The following is a 16,608-nucleotide window of genomic DNA, read 5'->3' as shown; positions in this document are numbered from 1 at the left end:
GACGTAACTGTCGCGTCAGTCAAATATCCGCTCCGTCGCCCGGCGCTGTTTCCGGTCTGCAAAACCGCGCCGCTGTGTCCACCAACATACTGGCAAATTTGCCCAAATTTGGGTCATTTATGCTGCGATAACAGATTGGCAGTATATCTCAAGCAAGAGCTTGCGGGATGGTTCTTTTTGCATTGCAACGTAATGCGGCCAAAGAGCCATATGATGTGGCTCGCAGCGGCGGGGAATGATGTTCGATAAAGACAGCAGGGAACAGGCCAAAAGCTTCGGATTTGTGACCAGGCTGGTCCCCGGCCTTGCCATGATTACCGACAGCGTCGTGCTCATCCTCGCAGGCGCTCTCACCTATTATTTTCTCGTGGGCTATTCGGAGGCGACCTACGGCCTCTACTGGACTGCTATTGTCTTCAACTGGCTGGTGACCATCGCGCTGCTCTATTTCGGCGGTCTTTACCGCCTTGATCCGCTCTGCCAGCCGATTTCCGTCATCGACCGGCTTATCCTGGCGCCGGTAACCACATTCCTGCTGCTGCTGGCTGCTGCGTTTTCCATCAAGCAGTCCGAGCCGCTGTCGCGCATCTGGGGCGCATCGCTCTTGCCCACCACGCTTCTTCTGCTGTTCCTGTCGCGCAGCCTGCTGTCGCTGGCGCTCCGCCGGGTGGCGAATGCGCGAACCTTCATGCGCTCCATGGTGATCGTGGGCGAGGGCGAACAGCTCTCGGCTCTCTTGCATTATTTCGCCGAAACGCGCCCGCGCTTCGTCAAAATTTCCGGGCTGTTCCTGACCGGCGGTGACAAGCCTGAAACCGATATTGCCGTGCTTGGCCGTGGCGAAGACGTGGTGGGCTTCCTGCGCCGGCAACTCGTTGACGATGTTGTGATCGCCATGCCGTGGTCGGAGGACAAGCGCATCAAGGTGCTAGTCGACAAGCTGCGCGAATTGCCGGTCAGCGTCTATCTCGGCGCCGATATTATCGGCTTCAGCGTCAGCCTTCGGCCGCCGCCCAATTTTTACGAATCGATGCCGATGTCACAGGTCACCGGCGATCCGCTGGGCGGCTGGGATATCGTGATCAAGACGGTGGAAGACTATGTTCTCGGCGTGGCGGCGATTGTCCTGCTGTCGCCCGTCATGCTCGCGGCGGCCATCGCGGTCCGCCTCAGCGGGCCGGGGCCGATCCTGTTCCGGCAGGAAAGGCTCGGCTTCAACAACAAGCGGTTCTTCGTCTACAAATTCCGCAGCATGACGCATCGCCCCCGTGAGACGGGCCCAACGGTGCAGGCACAGGCGGGCGATGCCCGGGTCACGCCGGTCGGGCGGTTCCTCCGGCGCACCAGCATCGATGAGCTGCCGCAGTTGCTCAACGTCATGAACGGCACCATGTCGCTGGTCGGGCCGCGCCCGCATGCCGTCGATCACAACGAGGAATATGGCGAGAAAATCCGCGGCTATTTCGCCCGCCACCGGGTGAAGCCCGGCATCACCGGGCTGGCGCAGGTCAAGGGTTACAGGGGGCCAACCGATACCGTCGACAAGATGGCGATGCGGGTGAAGTACGATATCGAATACACTGACAACTGGTCGCCGACGCTGGATCTGAAGATCCTCATCCGCACCGCCTATGCCTGCATCCGCGGCGAGAACGCGGTTTAGCCGCCGGGCGCCGGTCAATAATAGTAATAATAGTCGCCGCCTGCCTCATCCGATTTGGTGAGGACCATGCCGAGGAACTTGTCTTCCGGCAGGTTGCGCTGGCAACTTTCGATTTCATGCGCCTTGGTCTGCCCGGCCGCGACGATCATGATCATCGCATCGACGAACGGCAGGAAGGCCAGCACGTCGTCGGCCACCATCATGGGCGGCATGTCGAAAATCACCGTGGCGTTGCTGCCATCGGATTTCAGGCGCTCCACCAGTTCCTGCACCAGCGGCGAGGACAGCACCTCGGAGGGATGCGCAATGGGGGCGCGGCAGGGCATCACCGCCATGCGCGGGCCCGCGAGGTCGGTGGTCAGCATCGCTTCCTCGATGGAGACGTTTCCGGCCACCACGTCGTTCACGCCAATAGCCGGCTTGATGCCGAGGTCTGCGGCAATCTGCGGCCGGCGAAAATCGAAATCGATCAGGATCGAACGGTTGTCCTGCTGGCGCGCCATGCTCATCGCGAGGTTGATGGAGGTCACGGTCTTGCCGCAGCCGGCGGTCGGCGAGGTCACCAGTACGGTGCGCATGTTGTTGTCGCGCATGTCCTGCTGCACCTTGGTGCGCAGCATGTCGAAGCCGACCGACATCGGGTTGCCGCCCTGATAGGCAATGATCCGCTGCGATTCCAGATAGGCCTCATCGAGCCGGAAATACTGAAAGCGGCTCTCGTCAAGCTGCGTGGCGGAAGCCAGGGGCTGCTGGACGGCGGTGGGGCGGGCTGAGCGGGCAGCCGCCAGCGGAAGCGGCGCCGCCCCCTCGGAGGAACCGCGAAGGCCGGTTGTCTCGCGGATATCCCTAGCCCTTGCGATGGCTTTCTTGATCTGTTCCATTCGGCTCTCAATGCCCCAAGCGGGTCAGAATTTTGTACCAGACGACATCCAGCGGCAGGTAGAGGAAGTGAATGGCCGCCAGCGCCGCGCCAATCGCCAACAGTATCGCCAGAATGATAAGCAAAACCTTGCGGCGCCGGGAGCGGCCTTCGCGCTCCGTCCTGATATAGGGAATGACGACGAAGGGACGGAGGCCGAAGCGGCTTTCCAGATCGGCGGCCGTGCGGATGGTGGTGTCCAGCGTTTCAGCCGCGAACGCAAGGCCTGCGCCTGCCGCCATGGCGGTGCCGAGCGCCAGCACGATGAGCTTGGCGCGGGCAGGGCGGGATGGGATCTGCGGCACCACGGGCTGTTCGATCACCTCGAAGCGTTCGGCCTGCTGGTCTTCTTCCAGCCGCTCACCCAGCTTGGCCTGGGAATATTTCGTGTTGATGTCGTCCAGGGTCTTCTGCGTGGCGTCGCGCTTGCGCTCCAGCGTGCCGAGGCCGGAGCCGACCTCCGGCGTCTTGACGATGATGGCCCGCAGGTCTTCCGCCGCCTTCACCCGGGCATCGCGTTCCTTTTGCAGAAACGCCATGCGGTCCTTGAGCGTCTTGATCTTTTCCATGTTGACGCGCGCTTCGAGGCTCAGCGGCGCATCGCCCTGGTCTGTTCCGTCGCCGTCCTTGTCGCCATTGGCGGCGTCGAGATTGGTGTCCTTGTAGTTCGCAAGCTGGACTTCCAGCGCCTTCAATTGGCCGCGAAGGGTCCGCATCTCGGGATGGCTGTCGGCCATGGTCGCCGACTTGGTGGCGATGTCCGACTTCATGGCGTCGACCTGCTTCTGCAGCAGGGCGCGGCCGCTCAGCGACACGTCGCCGCCCGTGGTGGCGTCACGCACCTTGGCTTCGAAGGTCATCAGGCGGATGTCTTCCGACAGCCCGGCGATGTCGCGGTCACTGTCGCTCACATCTTTTTCGGCCTTGTCGAGAAGCTGCATGTTGAATTGCAGCTTTTCGGGCAGGGCGTCGGAGTTCGCGAGCTTGAACTTGGCCACCTCCGCCTCATTCGCCGCCAGTTCATCGTTGAGACGCTCGGCCTCCTTTTCGAGGAAGCGGCTGGTTTCACTGGCGCGGCTGGTGCGGTTGCGCACGTCTTCATTGAGAACCGAGGTCACCAGTTCGTTGGCAACTTTAGCTGCCTGCTCGGGGCTTTCGTCCTCGTATGAAACCGTGAAGGAAATGGCGAACTTGTCATTGCCCGAGCTGTGGTTGATCTTGACGTCACCCTGCTCGATGTCGATCCGCTGCTTCATCGTGTCGGCGATGTCGGATTTGGACATCGTCGGGCGGTCCTGGAAAAGATGGAACTTGTCGGCAATGGCGAGGAGATTGTCTCGCGTGGTCACGCGCTGTTCAATGACCTGGATGCGTTCGCTGGCCACGCTGGTAACGGTCGATTTGACGAGATCTTCCGGAATTTTCTGAGATTCCACCAGAATGGTCGCCTGAGACTGGTAGATCGACGGCAGCGACATGATCACCGCAATGCCGGCTCCGGCGATCAGCACGAAGGGGATGATCACATAGAGCGCGCGGCGGCGGGCGATTGCCAGATATTGGCCGAATTCTCGGAAACTGTTCATTCTCGCTGTCTTCTGGCCTCTCTCATGCCCCCGGAACGCGGTCTTGCCTATACATTTGGATGGATTTGCGCCGCAACCCCGGCATTCCCATGACTAAATCGGAGCATGACTATTTGACTTGGCATAATATGGTGAATATTCTCTGTACGCACAGGGTTTGATTTGCGGTGCAAGCGCTACGAACCCTTCCCCAAGCTCTTCGCGCCGGGGTGTCACATCCGCCGGGGGATGGCAGAAAGAGCCACATGAGTTCCAGCCGCCATGTATGAAGCGCATTTTCGCCTGCGTGAGAAGCCGTTTTCCATGCTTCCCGATCCTTCCTTCATTTTCTGGGGGGAGCGCTATTCGCTGGCCTATACGATGCTGGAATATGGCGTCATGCATCAGGCCGGATTCACTGTCATCACCGGCGAAGTGGGATGCGGCAAGACCACGCTGATCCGCCACCTTCTCGCGCAAGTCAGCGACAGGCTCACCATCGGGCTGTTGTCGAACACCCAGTTTCCGCCCGGCGAACTGATGCGCTGGGTGCTGATGGCGTTTGACCAGAATTTCGACCAGTCCAGCAATATCGGCGTCTTCCGGGATTTCCAGAATTTCCTCATCGCCCAATATGCCAAGGGCAAGCAGACGGTGCTGATCGTCGACGAGGCGCAGAACCTCTCGCCGCAGGCGCTGGAAGAACTGCGCATGCTCTCGAATATCAATGCCGACAAGGACAGCCTGCTGCAGATCGTACTGGCCGGGCAGCCCGAGTTGCGCGCCACGCTTCAAAAGCCGGAGCTCCGCCAGTTCGTGCAGCGCGTGGCGTCGGAGTTCCATGTCGATCCGCTCGATCCCGCCGACGTCCATCACTATATCAGCCACCGGCTGCAGGTGGCCGGGTGCCCCATCGCGCTCTTTTCGCGCAAGGCCAGCGCGTTGGTCGCCGAGGCGACGGGCGGCGTGCCGCGCCGCATCAATCTCCTGTGCGATACCGCGCTGGTCTATGGCTTTGCGAAGGGTGCCCAATATATTTCCAGCAAGCTTCTCGAGAGCGTTCTCGCTGACAAGCAGAAGTTCGGCGTCTTCAGGCAGGGAGAAGACAAGATTGCCGCCGGTGCCGGCGTGGCCGGTTCGTGATGCGGAACGCGCGGGCCCTGTCTGGCGATGTCTGATGCAGCCGGGGGCCGCGCGATCAGGCTTGCCTATCTCGTCAATCAGTATCCCAAAACCAGCCACAGCTTCATCCGGCGCGAAATCGTAGCACTTGAGGCACTCGGCGCGGACGTCACGCGCTACACCGTCAGGGCTACATCCGAGCCCTTGCCCGAACCGGCCGACGAGGCGGAGAAGGGCAAGACAACCGCCATTCTAGGCGGCGGCCTGATCTCGCGTGCGGGTGATGCGCTGGCCACTTTCCTCGCGCATCCCGGCCGCAGTTTCAAAGCCCTCTGTGCCGCCCTCAAACTGGCGCGCCATGGTGACCGCCCGTGGCTGGCCCACATCGCCTATTGGGTCGAAGCCGCCATTCTGGCGCGCTGGCTGGTGCGGGATAAAGCCCGGCATCTGCATGTGCATTTCGGCACCAATTCCGCCGCCGTGGGATTGCTGGCGCATGTGATGTCGGGCATTCCGTGGAGCTTCACCGTGCATGGGCCCGAGGAGTTCGACCGCTCCGCCGGGATCGGGCTTCCGGCCAAGATTGCAAGCGCCTCCTTCACCGCAGCCATTTCCTCCTTCGGGCGCTCGCAGCTCTGGCGCTGGGCCGCCTATGAGGATTGGCCCAAAATCAACATCGTGCATTGCGGGCTGGACCGGGATTTTCTCGGGGCGCCCTCAACGCCGGTGCCACCGGATGGGCAGCTTGTCTGCATTGGGCGCTTGAGCGAACAGAAAGGCCAGCTCGTGCTGCTCGAGGCGGCGGCGCTCCTGAAGGCCAAGGGGCTTTCGTTCCGCATTGTGCTGGCGGGTGACGGTCCGATGCGCGGCGAGATCGAAAAGAAGATTGGCCAACTCGGACTTCAAAATCACGTCTCGATCACCGGCTGGCTGTCCAATACCGAAGTGAGAACACAGTTGCAGGCCGCGCGCGCCATGGTGCTGCCGAGCTTCGCCGAAGGCCTGCCGGTGGTCATCATGGAGGCGATGGCGCTCAGCCGCCCAGTGGTCTCCACGTATGTGGCGGGCATTCCCGAACTCGTCGTGCCGGGCGAAACCGGCTGGCTGGTGCCGGCGGGTGACGCGACCGCATTGGCGGATGCGTTGCAGGATGTCTTGAAAAGCGATCAGGCGCATCTTGAAAGATTGGGAACGGTGGCACGGCAGCGCGTGGCGGCGCGCCATGATGTAGCGATCGAAGCGCAAAAACTGATGCACCTGTTTCAGTCATGAACACGCTGCTCGCGATCCTCTTCGCCATATTGTGCCTTCCCGCGATGCTTGTGATTGGCGAAGTGCTGCTGGGACTGTTTCACCGTCCCCGTGCCGAAATCCCGCCGCCGCCGGATGAGCGGTTTTCCTATGTGCTTCTGGTGCCCGCCCACAACGAGGTGGCGGGCATTGCGGATTCGGTGCGCGCCTTCGTTGCCCAATGCGGACCAAGGGGCCGCGTGGTGGTGGTGGCCGACAATTGCAGCGACGATACGGCGGAGCTTGCCGCGAAGGCTGGCGCCACCGTTGTTGTGCGTCATGATACAAACCGGCGCGGCAAGGGCTATGCGCTGGCGTTTGGCCGCGCCAGCCTTGCCGCTGATCCGCCTGACGTGGTGGTGATCGCCGATGCCGATTGCCGCTTCGCACCCGGAGCGTTGCGTGCTCTGGCCTGGCGAAGCGGCCACGAAAGCCGGCCTATCCAGATCGGCAATCATCTGGAGCTTCCCGATCATCCCGATCCCAAGCGCTGCGTGGCGGCCTTTGCATGGATGGTCAAGACGCGGCTGCGCCCGCTCGGCCTCGCATCGCTGGGCTTGCCCTGCCAGATCATGGGTACCGGTTTTGCCGTGCCGTGGCGGGCCTATGCCGCCGTGCCGCTGGCGTCAGGAAATATTGTTGAGGATGTGCAACTCGGACTTGACCTTGCGGCCCAAGGAGCCTTCGCGCGCTTTGCCCCGGACCTGCGAATCACCAGCCCGTTCCCCACCACCGACCGGGGCTTTGCCAGCCAGCGCCAGCGCTGGGAGGAGGGGGCCTTGCGGACAGCATTCTCGTCCGCGCCCCAAGCTCTGATGCGGAGTTTCGCGGGAGGAGACTGGTGCATGGCGGCGCTGGCAGCCGACCTGATGGTTCCGCCGCTGATGATGCTGCTGCTCTCCATGTGCGCCGCCATGGTGCTTTTGGCATTGCTTGGGGCATGTTCGGCGCTGCTGATTGTTGTGATTGTTTTTGCTGGGCTTTTTCTGGTTCTTCTGCTCGCGTGGGCCAGGGAAGGACGCGATGTGCTGCCACCGGGCATGCTGGCGCGGGTGCCGGGCGTCATCGTCAGAAAGGTTTTGTCCTATTGGACGATGTGGCGATCCCGGGGGGCTGGGTGGGTGCGCACGGACCGCGATGGCTGACTTTGTGACTCAACTGCAACGCCGCGCCGCATTCTAGCTGGATTACAGAGATTGAACAGTGACTTCGCCAATATTTCACTGTAACCATTGGAAAACACAAATCGGGGGATAATCATGTGGCGAGTGGTGTCGGTTTTGCTGGCGCTTGTCTGGGCTGTGGGCTTGGCGCAGGCCGCTCCATACCGGTTGAAGCCGGGCGACGTTATTGAAGTGAACGTCTGGCAGGAGCCGAAGCTCAACAAGCAGGTTGTCGTCGGCCCCGATGGCCGCATCGCCTTCCCGCTGGTCGGTCATTTGACGGCCGGTGGCATGACGGTGGAAGGCGTTGAAGCGGCGATCAAGGCCGGGCTCGCCAAGCAATATACCACCGATATCGACGTCAACGTGGCGCTCATCGGCGTGAAGGAAAAGCCCAAGTCGGCCGATGATGCCAAGGCAAAGGAATATCCGTTCATCTATGTCACCGGCGAGGTGAACAAGCCTGGCATGTTCGAAATCCGCAGGGCCACCGACATCGTTCAGGCCATCTCGATGTCCGGCGGGCTGGCGCCGTTTGCCGCGGGACGCCGCATCAAGGTGAAGCGTGACATCGACGGTCACGCCCAGTTCCACGATTTCGACTATGATGCCTTCGTCAGCGGGAAGGACGTTTCCAGCAATATCCGCCTGCGCGGCGGCGACGTCATTATTGTTCCGGAGCGCGGACTGTTCGAATGAACCTGGGCCGCCGAGGCCAGGGCGCGCGCGGGATCCTGTGCGCGTTGATTGTGTTGGCGGCCGCGGGGCCGGCAAGCGCAGCCGATTGGTCGATCAAGGGAAGCCTGAGCCAGCGGGTGTCGGGAGACGACAACCCGAACCTTGATCTGCATTCCCCGGGTTTTGTGTTCGGCTCGCTGACCGACGTCTCCGTCGATATCCAGGCGCTCACCCGCACCTCGCGCCTCAATCTCACGGGCGATCTGGGCTATCGCTACTATACGGGGAAGGGCTCGGACGAGCTCACCAACCGCTTCGTGCCGAACGCAGGCATCCGGTACGAAAAAGACTGGAAGCGGGATGTTTTGACCGCGGAAGTCAATTACGCCTTGGAAGACGCTTCAGATCTCAATTTCACCGAGATCGGACCCAACCTCGACAAGGGCGACCGGCAGACGATTTCCGGCAATGTATCTGTGCTTCACAAGGTGAATGCGCGCAATGATCTCACATTTGCGGTAGGCGCCAGTGACGTGACCTATAAGGGCGTCGACGACGCCGATCCCTACCGGCTGCTGTCCCCCTCGATTTCATGGCTGAACCGGCAGACGCGTCTGACCGATTTCCGCACCACGCTGGGCGTCGACATCTATGACTATGATGATCCGCCCGATACGCTGAACTACATGTATTATCTCCGCGAGGATGTGAACACGCGGCTCAGCAAGCGGCTGAGGGTGAATGCCGGCGCGGGCGTACGCCTGCTCGACACCTATGCCGATAACCTGCTGCTGCCCGGCACGCCGCGCGATCACAGTACCTCGATCGGCGGCCTTGCGAATGCGGGGTTCGAATACGCGCTCAAGGAAACCAATTTTTCCGGCGGCGTTGATTATGGCCTTAATCCGTCCACGGATGGAAAACTGGTCAACCAGCTGAATTTCTCGCTTGGCGTTCAGCACCGCATCAATGATTATTCCACCATCGGCCTGTCGACGTCCTACACGCTCAGCGGCGACCCGGACGGCCACGGCTTCAACGAGAAGACGCTGTCGATTTCACCGACCTATACTTATCGCTTTACCGAATACTGGCGCATGGTGGCGGGGTATCAATTCATCCTGCAGCGCGAGGATGGCCAGACCGCCAAGCGCAACTATGGCTATGTCACCATCGCGCGCGATTTCGTTCTGCTGCCATAAGTTCTGACGTCTGATCGATCCGGTTTAATGACTTGCGGGCGTGAGGCCTGCAAGTCCGTTTGACACATTCTCGACGGGGGAATGACATGCGGACGCTCTTGCCTTTGACCTGGCTGGCACTCAGCCTTGTTCTTGCGTGGCCCGCCGCCGCTTCAGCGCAACCCATTCCCGATCCGCCACTTTGCCCCGAGGTGGTTGATGAATGGCTGGCGCATGCCCAGGAGATCCAGAAATTGGGCGGCTGCGGTCTCGAGCCCGGCAACTCCTATCTTTCCACGGATCGCGCGCTTCTGAACGGGATTTGCCTGAATGGCGGCGATGACGCCACCGCATCGCGCACCGGCGCCATTCGCGATCTGGTAGAGCGCTGCACGGCCTGCACCGCTTATGCGAATGCGGCGACGATTGCCGCTGTGGACAATGTTCTCTATAATTGTGGAAACAGCGGCGACAGGTGGACTACCAACAATACCGCGCACTTTTCATGGTGCATGAATGTGAGGGACTGCAAGCCAATCTGCATCCTGTTCGTGTTCTGCCACGATGCGTGTCTCGATTGGCCATCGCTGCTGGAAACGAAGATTGCACCTGAAACGGCCGCCCGCACGCAGGCCATCGCGGAATGTAAAATCCGGAATCCGGAGCCGCATTCCTGCTCGCAATGCCACGCCGCGCAGCGTGGCCGTGAAAAACTCTGAGGTTCCGCGAGTTAGTTCCTGAACTGGCGGATCAGGCTGGCAAGGCTTTGCTGGTTGCTCGTTGTGCCCGACGCGGCGGGCGGTTGCTGCACGGGCGCGGGTTGGGGCGATTGACCAAAGCCGCTATTGCCCTGCGGGATTGTCCGCCGGAGAGAGGGCTGCGGCTGCGGCGCGGGAGCAGCGGTATAAATGGGCTGCGGCTGAGGCGGCATGGATTGTGGCGCGGGGGCGGGCGCCGCTTCAACGGCATAGCCAAGCCCGTCGGGATTGTGGCTCTGGGCGCGCCAGCGGCCCACCACCTCGTGCAGGAAACTGTCGTCGGGCAGATCCATCGCCCAGTTCTTGGTGAACGAGGCGGTGTTGCTGCGCGGCAGGCTGTCGGCCGGCAGCATGTCGAACTTGATGCGGGTAGGCAGCGCCACGCCTTCGCCGAAAGTCACCGCTTCGCCGGTGCCCATGGTGGGCATGAATGTCATGAGGCTCGCCGCCGCATCGGAAATGCCGGCGCGCAAAATGTCCTGGTCGCGCTCGTTAGTGAGGCGCATCGAGAAAATGGTGTTGCACTGGGAGAGGATCGTTGGGTCAAGTTCGGCCGGGCGCTGGGTGACCATGCAGAGCGACACGCCGTATTTGCGCCCTTCCTTGGCGATGCGGCTGATAGCGCGCTTGGTTGGCTCGAAGCCCAATGTCCTGTCGATGGGCACGTAGCGGTGGGCTTCCTCGCAGACGAAGGTGATGGGAATGCGCCCGCCGCCCCATACGGCGAAGTCGAAGGCGAGACGCGCCAGCACCGACACCACCACGTTGATGATTTCGCCCGGCAGGCCACCCAGTTCCAGAATGGCGATTGGCTTGCCATTGACGGGCACGCGGAACAGGCGGGCCAGAACCTGCGCCATGGTGTCCTGCACCGTCAGGCTGCCGAACATGAAGGCGTAGCGGGGATCGCGCGAGATGGTTTCAAGCCTGGCCTTCAGGCGCTTGTAGGGGGCGAGTTCGCCGCGCAGTTCCAGCTTGCCGATATATTCGTCGAGCACGCCCGTCAGGTCGGAGACGCGATAGGGAACAGGCGTATCCACGCCCACGGGAATGTTTTCGATCATGCCGCCAACGCGCTGCTGGCCGCGGTCGCGGCGCGCATTGTTCATATAGCGCTGCTTGGCCATCGGGATCAGTTCGCGCAGAACTTCCACATCGGTTTCGCGGTTGGGCTGCTGGCCGATCAGGATTTCAACGGCCTCGTCGAAATTCAGCAGCCAGAACGGCAGGTTCATGTTGTCTGGCGAGATGACCTCGGCCAGCTCCTTGAAGGACTGCGCATATTCGCGGTGCACGTCGAGAAGCAGGATGTGGGCCTGCGGGTTTTTCTCCAGGATGCGCCTGAGGATCAGCGCCACCGTGCAGCTTTTGCCGGTACCGGTGGTGCCCAATACGGCGAAATGCTTGCCCAGCATTTCGTCAATCTTGATCATGGCGGGAATGGAGGAATCCTGGGTGATGTGGCCGACGCGGATGGCGGTTTCGGTATCGGCGGCATAGGCCATGCCCAGTTCGGTCTTGTTGGCGCGGTAGACCGTGTCTCCAAGAGAGGGATAGCAGGAAATGCCGCGCCGGAATCCTGCGGGAATGCCGCGCTGGTCTTTCGGCAGTTCGCCCATGAATTCCACTTCCACGATGCGCAGCTCGCGCTCATCCGGGCTGTGGCTGGGCATCGGCGAACTCAAGGCCGACACCATGGCGAGCGAAACGGATTTCGCCGTATCGACTTTCAGCAGCGTGCCGATTTCGGGGCTCTTTTCGCGCTCGCCGGAAAGCTGCTTGGTTTCAGGATCGATCAGGATCACCGCATGGGCGCCTGTCACCGCGACGATCCGGCCCACGCGCTGGGGCTGTTCCTGCAACGCCACGGGCGCCACGGTAGTGGGGGTAGGGCGAAGCATCGGGCCGGGCTGGGTGCTCATGGGGTTTGCGCCGTTGGAGAAGTGTTGTCTTCGGTTGTGGGAAGAATGACGGTGACGCGGGTGCCCGCGCCTTTCTGGGATTCGATGCGCAGATCGCCGCCGTGCAAGCGCGCCAGCGCATGGGCGATGGGGAGGCCAAGGCCCGTTCCCTCATGTCGGCGGTTGAAGGCCGTGTCCACCTGGCCGAAGGGCCGCATGGCGGTATCCATTTCGCTGGGCGTCATGCCTGGGCCCGTGTCGGTTACGGCGACCGCCGCGAAACCCGGCTGGATCTGCATCGCCTCGACGCGGATGCGCCCCAGTTCGGGCGTGAACTTCACCGCGTTGCCGAGAAGGTTGATGAGAATCTGTTTTAGCCGCAGCGGGTCGGCCATCAGCGTGGGCAAATTCGAATCGATGGAGACTTCCATGTTGATCCGCTTTTCGCGCGCCTTGGTCTCGATGATGAGCAGGCAGGAATTCAGAACCGGCTTCAGTTCCATCGGCTCGCGGTCCACCGCCAGCTTGCCGGCCTGAATCTTGGAGACGTCGAGAATGCCGTTGATCAGTGACAGCAGGTGTTCCGCCGCCTGCTTGATGTAGCCTGAATATTGCTGAACCTTTTCGGGTGCCGGCACGTTCTGGTAGGTCAGCATGTCGGAAAAGCCGATGATGGCGTTGAGCGGCGTGCGCAGCTCGTGGCTCATGTTGGCGATGAAATCGGATTTGGCCTTGGACGCCAGCTCTGCATCCACCTTGGCGGCGGTGAGCGCTACCGCCTGCTTGCGCTGGGTAATGGCCACGCCAAGATGATCGGCGAATTCGCCAATCAGCGAATCCTTCTTGAACCAGCTTGAACCGTAGGTGCGCATCCGTCTCCCGCTCCAAAGCAAGTGTTAGGGTGGAACGTCTCAATGGCGGGTTAACGTAAGAGCACCATACGGAATGATCGGCGGCTGCCGGGGCTTTGAGATCAGCGCGTTAACTGTTACATTGGCGCCAACGCAAATGTTTTGGATGGCTGGCCCGCTCCGTTAACCCTCGAGGTTCGTCGAGCGCCGGCTGTCACTGGAAGGTTAATTTGGACGCGACCATTGAAGCGGGGCAATCCCGCTTCCGGCGCAGACCGAACGTAACGGGCGGCCATGGCCGCCCGCAGGACCAGCGGGGCGGGCAAAAGACCTTCCGTCCCGAGGATCTGTATGGCGCGCTCGATCTGGGCACCAACAATTGCCGGCTTCTGATCGCCACACCGGGCGAGAATGGCTTCACGGTCGTCGATGCGTTTTCGCGCATAGTGCGGCTGGGCGAACGGCTGACCCAGACGGGGCGGCTCCATGACCACGCCATGGCGCGCACCGTCGATGCGCTCCGGGTGTGCGCCAACAAGCTGAAATGGCGGAATGTCACCAAGGCCCGCCTCGTGGCCACCGAAGCCTGCCGCATGGCGGAGAACGGGGCGGAATTCATCGCCCGCGTTACCTCTGAAACGGGATTGAAGCTCGAAATCATCGACCGCGAGACGGAAGCTGGCCTCGCCGCCACGGGGGCCGAGCCGCTGATTGACCCCCAGGCCGAAACGGCGCTGGTGTTTGACATCGGCGGCGGCTCCACGGAAGTCATGTGGATGCAGAAGAGAGACCAGCGCTTCGAGATCGCCGCGTGGACATCGCTGGCGGCGGGCGTGGTCACCATTTCCGAGCGCTTCGGCGGCGGTGTCGATGTGACGGACCAGTCTTTTGCCGCCATGCGCGCCTATCTCCGGCCCATGGTCGCGGATTTCGCGGCGCGGGTGAAAACTGTCGCGGGCACGAACGAGCCGTCGCACCTTCTGGGCACCTCTGGCACCGTCACCACCATTGCGGGCGTGCAACTGGGGTTGCAGCGCTACGACCGCTCGCGCGTCGATGGCTGCTGGCTGGACAGCGGCGGCATCGGCGCGGTCACCGCCGATCTGCTGTCGATGGGCTATGACCAGCGCGCCGCCAATCCGTGCATCGGGCGCGAACGCGCCGATCTCGTGCTGGCGGGCTGCGCCATTCTGGAAGAAATCCGCGAGGCCTTTCCCGCCAAGCGTATCCGCGTGGCCGATCGCGGCCTGCGCGAAGGCATTCTCACCCAGCTCATGAAGCAGGACGGCGCTTACGGGAGGCGGGCATGAGCCGTCCCGGCAGCGGCAAGGGCAAGCCCACCTCAGGGCGCAGCCTCAAGGTGCGCGTCAAGACCGGCAAGGGCCGCACCGTCTCGCAGAAGATCTGGCTGGAGCGCCAGCTCAACGATCCTTATGTGCGCGAGGCGCGGAAGCTCGGCTACCGTTCGCGCGCCGCCTTCAAGCTGATCGAGATCGACGACAAATATAAATTCCTGAAACCCGGCGGGCGCATCGTGGACTTGGGCGCGGCCCCCGGCGGGTGGAGCCAGGTGGCGGCGCAGCGCGTGAAAGCGGAGGAGGGCCGGGGCAAGGTCGTCGCTATCGACATGCACGGCATGGACCCCATTCCGGCGGTGACGATCTTCCACAAGGATTTCTATGACGAGGACGCACCGAAACTGCTAATCGAGGCGCTGGGCGGCGAGAAGGCGGATTGCGTGCTCTCAGATATGGCCGCGCATGCGACAGGCCACCGCCAGACCGACCATATCCAGATCATGGGGCTTGCCGAAGCGGGGCTCGATTTCGCGCGGCAGGTGCTGAAACCCGGCGGCACCTATCTGGCCAAGGTTTTGCGCGGCGGCACGGAAGGCGACATCCTCAAGACCATGAAGACCGATTTTGCCACGGTGCGCCATGTGAAGCCGATGGCCAGCCGCGATGACTCAGCCGAGCTCTTCGTGCTGGCGATGGGATTCCGGGGGCAGCCTGGATAGGAACCTTCCACGCCGCTTAAGGGTTTTCCCCTTGATGCGATGCTGCTGACAGCTCCTGACATTTTAATCAGTTAGGCATTGCCCAATGTGAAAGGGAGAGATGCCATGACGAAGCCAATCATCTTCTACACCAACCCTATGTCGCGCGGCCGCACGGTCCGCTGGATGCTGGAGGAAATCGGCGTTCCCTACCGAACCGAGATCGTCCAATACGGCGCGGAGATGAAAGGCGCTGCTTATACGGCCATCAACCCGATGGGCAAGGTGCCTGCGATCCGCCACGGAGACGTGGTTGTCACTGAGCAGGCGGCAATCGTTGCCTATCTTGCGGATGCGTTTGCGGACAAGGGGCTCGTGCCGCCTTCGGGCAATCCCGCGCGCGGAGCTTATTACCGCTGGCTTTTCTTCACGGCAGCTCCGGCGGAATATGCTGCCGTCGACCGCTCGCTCGGCTTTATACCCGAAACGCAACAAGACCGCAGCCGGGTCGGATATGGCAGTTATGAAGATGTGCTGAACACGCTTGAACAGGCGCTTGCAGGTACCGTTTTTCTGGCTGGAAACAGCTTCAGCGCCGCTGATCTTTACATGACTGCCTTTCTCAATTTCGCGATGATGACGGGGGCAATCGAGAAGCGGCCGGCATTCGAGGCTTATACAGCGCGCCATATTGCCAGGCCCGCCTTCCAGCGCGCGCAGCAGATCGACAATGACTTGATGCCGAAGAAGGATTGAAGCCGTGAAATACTGGATCGGTGTCGCCGCCGCGAACCATGTGGCAATTGGCCGTGCGCAGGGCTTCATGCAGGTGAACCACGGCAAGGCCGCACCATTGAAGCGCATCTCGCGTGGAGACGTGATCGCCTATTACTCGCCCACTGAAACCTATGGCGGAAAGGACAGGCTGCAGGCCTTCACCGCCATTGGCCGGGTCAAGGCGGGAGAACCCTATCAGGGCGTGATGGCGGGAGATTTCAAACCGTTCCGCCGTGATGTGGCGTGGCTTAACGCAACGCCCGCGCCCATCCAGCCGCTGCTGCCGCATCTCTCCTTCGCAGGCGATAATCCGAACTGGGGCTACAAGCTGCGCTTCGGCCTGTTCGAGGTGGAGGAGGGCGACATGGCGCTGATCGCCAGGGCGATGGGGGTGAGGCTCTGATGGCAAAAGCTGCCGATCTCCAGCGCATTGCCCTGTCGCTTGAAGGCACGGAGGAACATCCGCATTTTGACCGTGCGGCCTACAAGGCGCGGATCATCTATGTGACCCTCGCGCCGGACGGAAAATCCGCCAATTTCCGTTTTACGCCGGAAGATCAAGCGCTCAAATGCACGGTCGCGCCGGAAGCGTTTTCGCCTGTCCCCGGCGGCTGGGGCCGCATGGGTTATACCACCGGCCTTTTGGCCAAGCTCACGCTTGCGGAACTCGAGGCTGCCCTCCGCCTTGCGTGGGAAGGGGCTCGCCAGAAGCCTGCAAAGCGGCGCGGCAAGAGTGCATAAGCC

Annotated in this window: 16 protein-coding genes; 12 read left to right on the top strand and 4 right to left on the bottom strand. The window is 61.8% G+C overall.

Annotated features, from left to right (window positions below; all coding sequences use genetic code 11):
• Nucleotides 1-235 precede the first annotated feature (235 nt).
• Entirely contained in the window at nt 236-1,663 is a 1,428-nt protein-coding gene (locus QM694_RS06920; RefSeq protein WP_415006213.1) for an undecaprenyl-phosphate glucose phosphotransferase, read from the top strand.
• A 14-nt stretch (nt 1,664-1,677) separates the two neighbouring features.
• Here QM694_RS06920 and QM694_RS06915 read toward each other — a convergent pair whose 3' ends face one another.
• Together QM694_RS06915 and QM694_RS06910 are read right to left on the bottom strand one after the other, a co-directional pair.
• On the bottom strand, nt 1,678-2,544 hold the full coding sequence (locus tag QM694_RS06915; protein WP_415006212.1) for a CpsD/CapB family tyrosine-protein kinase: 867 nt from the start codon (nt 2,542-2,544) through the stop codon (nt 1,678-1,680).
• A 7-nt stretch (nt 2,545-2,551) separates the two neighbouring features.
• Nucleotides 2,552-4,168, bottom strand: coding sequence for a GumC family protein (locus QM694_RS06910; RefSeq protein ID WP_415006211.1), 1,617 nt, complete (start codon nt 4,166-4,168; stop codon nt 2,552-2,554).
• Nucleotides 4,169-4,429: 261 nt separating this feature from the next.
• Between QM694_RS06910 and QM694_RS06905 the strand changes: the two genes are divergently transcribed.
• The 6 genes from QM694_RS06905 to QM694_RS06880 all read left to right on the top strand — a co-directional run bounded on the left by QM694_RS06905 (nt 4,430) and on the right by QM694_RS06880 (nt 10,300).
• Nucleotides 4,430-5,290, top strand: coding sequence for an ExeA family protein (locus QM694_RS06905; protein WP_415006210.1), 861 nt, complete (start codon nt 4,430-4,432; stop codon nt 5,288-5,290).
• Nucleotides 5,291-5,317: 27 nt separating this feature from the next.
• Complete coding sequence (locus QM694_RS06900; protein WP_415006209.1) at nt 5,318-6,541, top strand: glycosyltransferase; 1,224 nt, start codon at nt 5,318-5,320, stop codon at nt 6,539-6,541.
• Nucleotides 6,538-7,704, top strand: coding sequence for a glycosyltransferase family 2 protein (locus tag QM694_RS06895; RefSeq protein ID WP_415006208.1), 1,167 nt, complete (start codon nt 6,538-6,540; stop codon nt 7,702-7,704). The genes QM694_RS06900 and QM694_RS06895 overlap by 4 nt, the downstream gene beginning before the upstream one ends.
• Nucleotides 7,705-7,818: 114 nt before the next feature.
• Nucleotides 7,819-8,421, top strand: coding sequence for a polysaccharide biosynthesis/export family protein (locus QM694_RS06890; protein ID WP_415006207.1), 603 nt, complete (start codon nt 7,819-7,821; stop codon nt 8,419-8,421).
• Nucleotides 8,418-9,602, top strand: coding sequence for a hypothetical protein (locus tag QM694_RS06885; protein ID WP_415006206.1), 1,185 nt, complete (start codon nt 8,418-8,420; stop codon nt 9,600-9,602). The genes QM694_RS06890 and QM694_RS06885 overlap by 4 nt, the downstream gene beginning before the upstream one ends.
• 86 nt (nt 9,603-9,688) lie before the next feature.
• On the top strand, nt 9,689-10,300 hold the full coding sequence (locus QM694_RS06880; RefSeq protein WP_415006205.1) for a hypothetical protein: 612 nt from the start codon (nt 9,689-9,691) through the stop codon (nt 10,298-10,300).
• A gap of 11 nt (nt 10,301-10,311) precedes the next feature.
• On the opposite strand, the gene QM694_RS06875 is transcribed toward QM694_RS06880, so the two are convergent.
• Nucleotides 10,312-12,261, bottom strand: a complete 1,950-nt coding sequence (locus QM694_RS06875) for an ATP-binding protein (RefSeq protein ID WP_415006204.1) — start codon at nt 12,259-12,261, stop codon at nt 10,312-10,314.
• Nucleotides 12,258-13,112: a sensor histidine kinase gene (locus QM694_RS06870; RefSeq protein ID WP_415006203.1), complete on the bottom strand. Its 855-nt coding sequence runs from the start codon at nt 13,110-13,112 to the stop codon at nt 12,258-12,260. The genes QM694_RS06875 and QM694_RS06870 overlap by 4 nt, the downstream gene beginning before the upstream one ends.
• 209 nt (nt 13,113-13,321) lie before the next feature.
• Here QM694_RS06870 and QM694_RS06865 point away from each other — a divergent pair, with 209 nt between their 5' ends.
• The 5 genes from QM694_RS06865 (at nt 13,322) to QM694_RS06845 (ending at nt 16,605) form a co-directional block, all read left to right on the top strand.
• Nucleotides 13,322-14,401, top strand: coding sequence for a Ppx/GppA phosphatase family protein (locus QM694_RS06865; RefSeq protein WP_415006202.1), 1,080 nt, complete (start codon nt 13,322-13,324; stop codon nt 14,399-14,401).
• Nucleotides 14,398-15,108: an RlmE family RNA methyltransferase gene (locus tag QM694_RS06860; RefSeq protein WP_415006201.1), complete on the top strand. Its 711-nt coding sequence runs from the start codon at nt 14,398-14,400 to the stop codon at nt 15,106-15,108. The genes QM694_RS06865 and QM694_RS06860 overlap by 4 nt, the downstream gene beginning before the upstream one ends.
• A 105-nt stretch (nt 15,109-15,213) precedes the next feature.
• On the top strand, nt 15,214-15,843 hold the full coding sequence (locus QM694_RS06855) for a glutathione S-transferase family protein (RefSeq protein ID WP_415006200.1): 630 nt from the start codon (nt 15,214-15,216) through the stop codon (nt 15,841-15,843).
• A gap of 4 nt (nt 15,844-15,847) precedes the next feature.
• Nucleotides 15,848-16,267, top strand: a complete 420-nt coding sequence (locus QM694_RS06850; RefSeq protein ID WP_415006199.1) for an EVE domain-containing protein — start codon at nt 15,848-15,850, stop codon at nt 16,265-16,267.
• Complete coding sequence (locus tag QM694_RS06845; RefSeq protein ID WP_415006198.1) at nt 16,267-16,605, top strand: MmcQ/YjbR family DNA-binding protein; 339 nt, start codon at nt 16,267-16,269, stop codon at nt 16,603-16,605. The genes QM694_RS06850 and QM694_RS06845 overlap by 1 nt, the downstream gene beginning before the upstream one ends.
• The last annotated feature ends 3 nt before the right edge of the window (nt 16,606-16,608 follow it).

The organism is Aestuariivirga sp., assembly GCF_047602625.1.
Lineage (GTDB): Bacteria > Pseudomonadota > Alphaproteobacteria > Rhizobiales > Aestuariivirgaceae > Aestuariivirga.
This window is presented reverse-complemented; position numbering and strand designations above follow the sequence as displayed.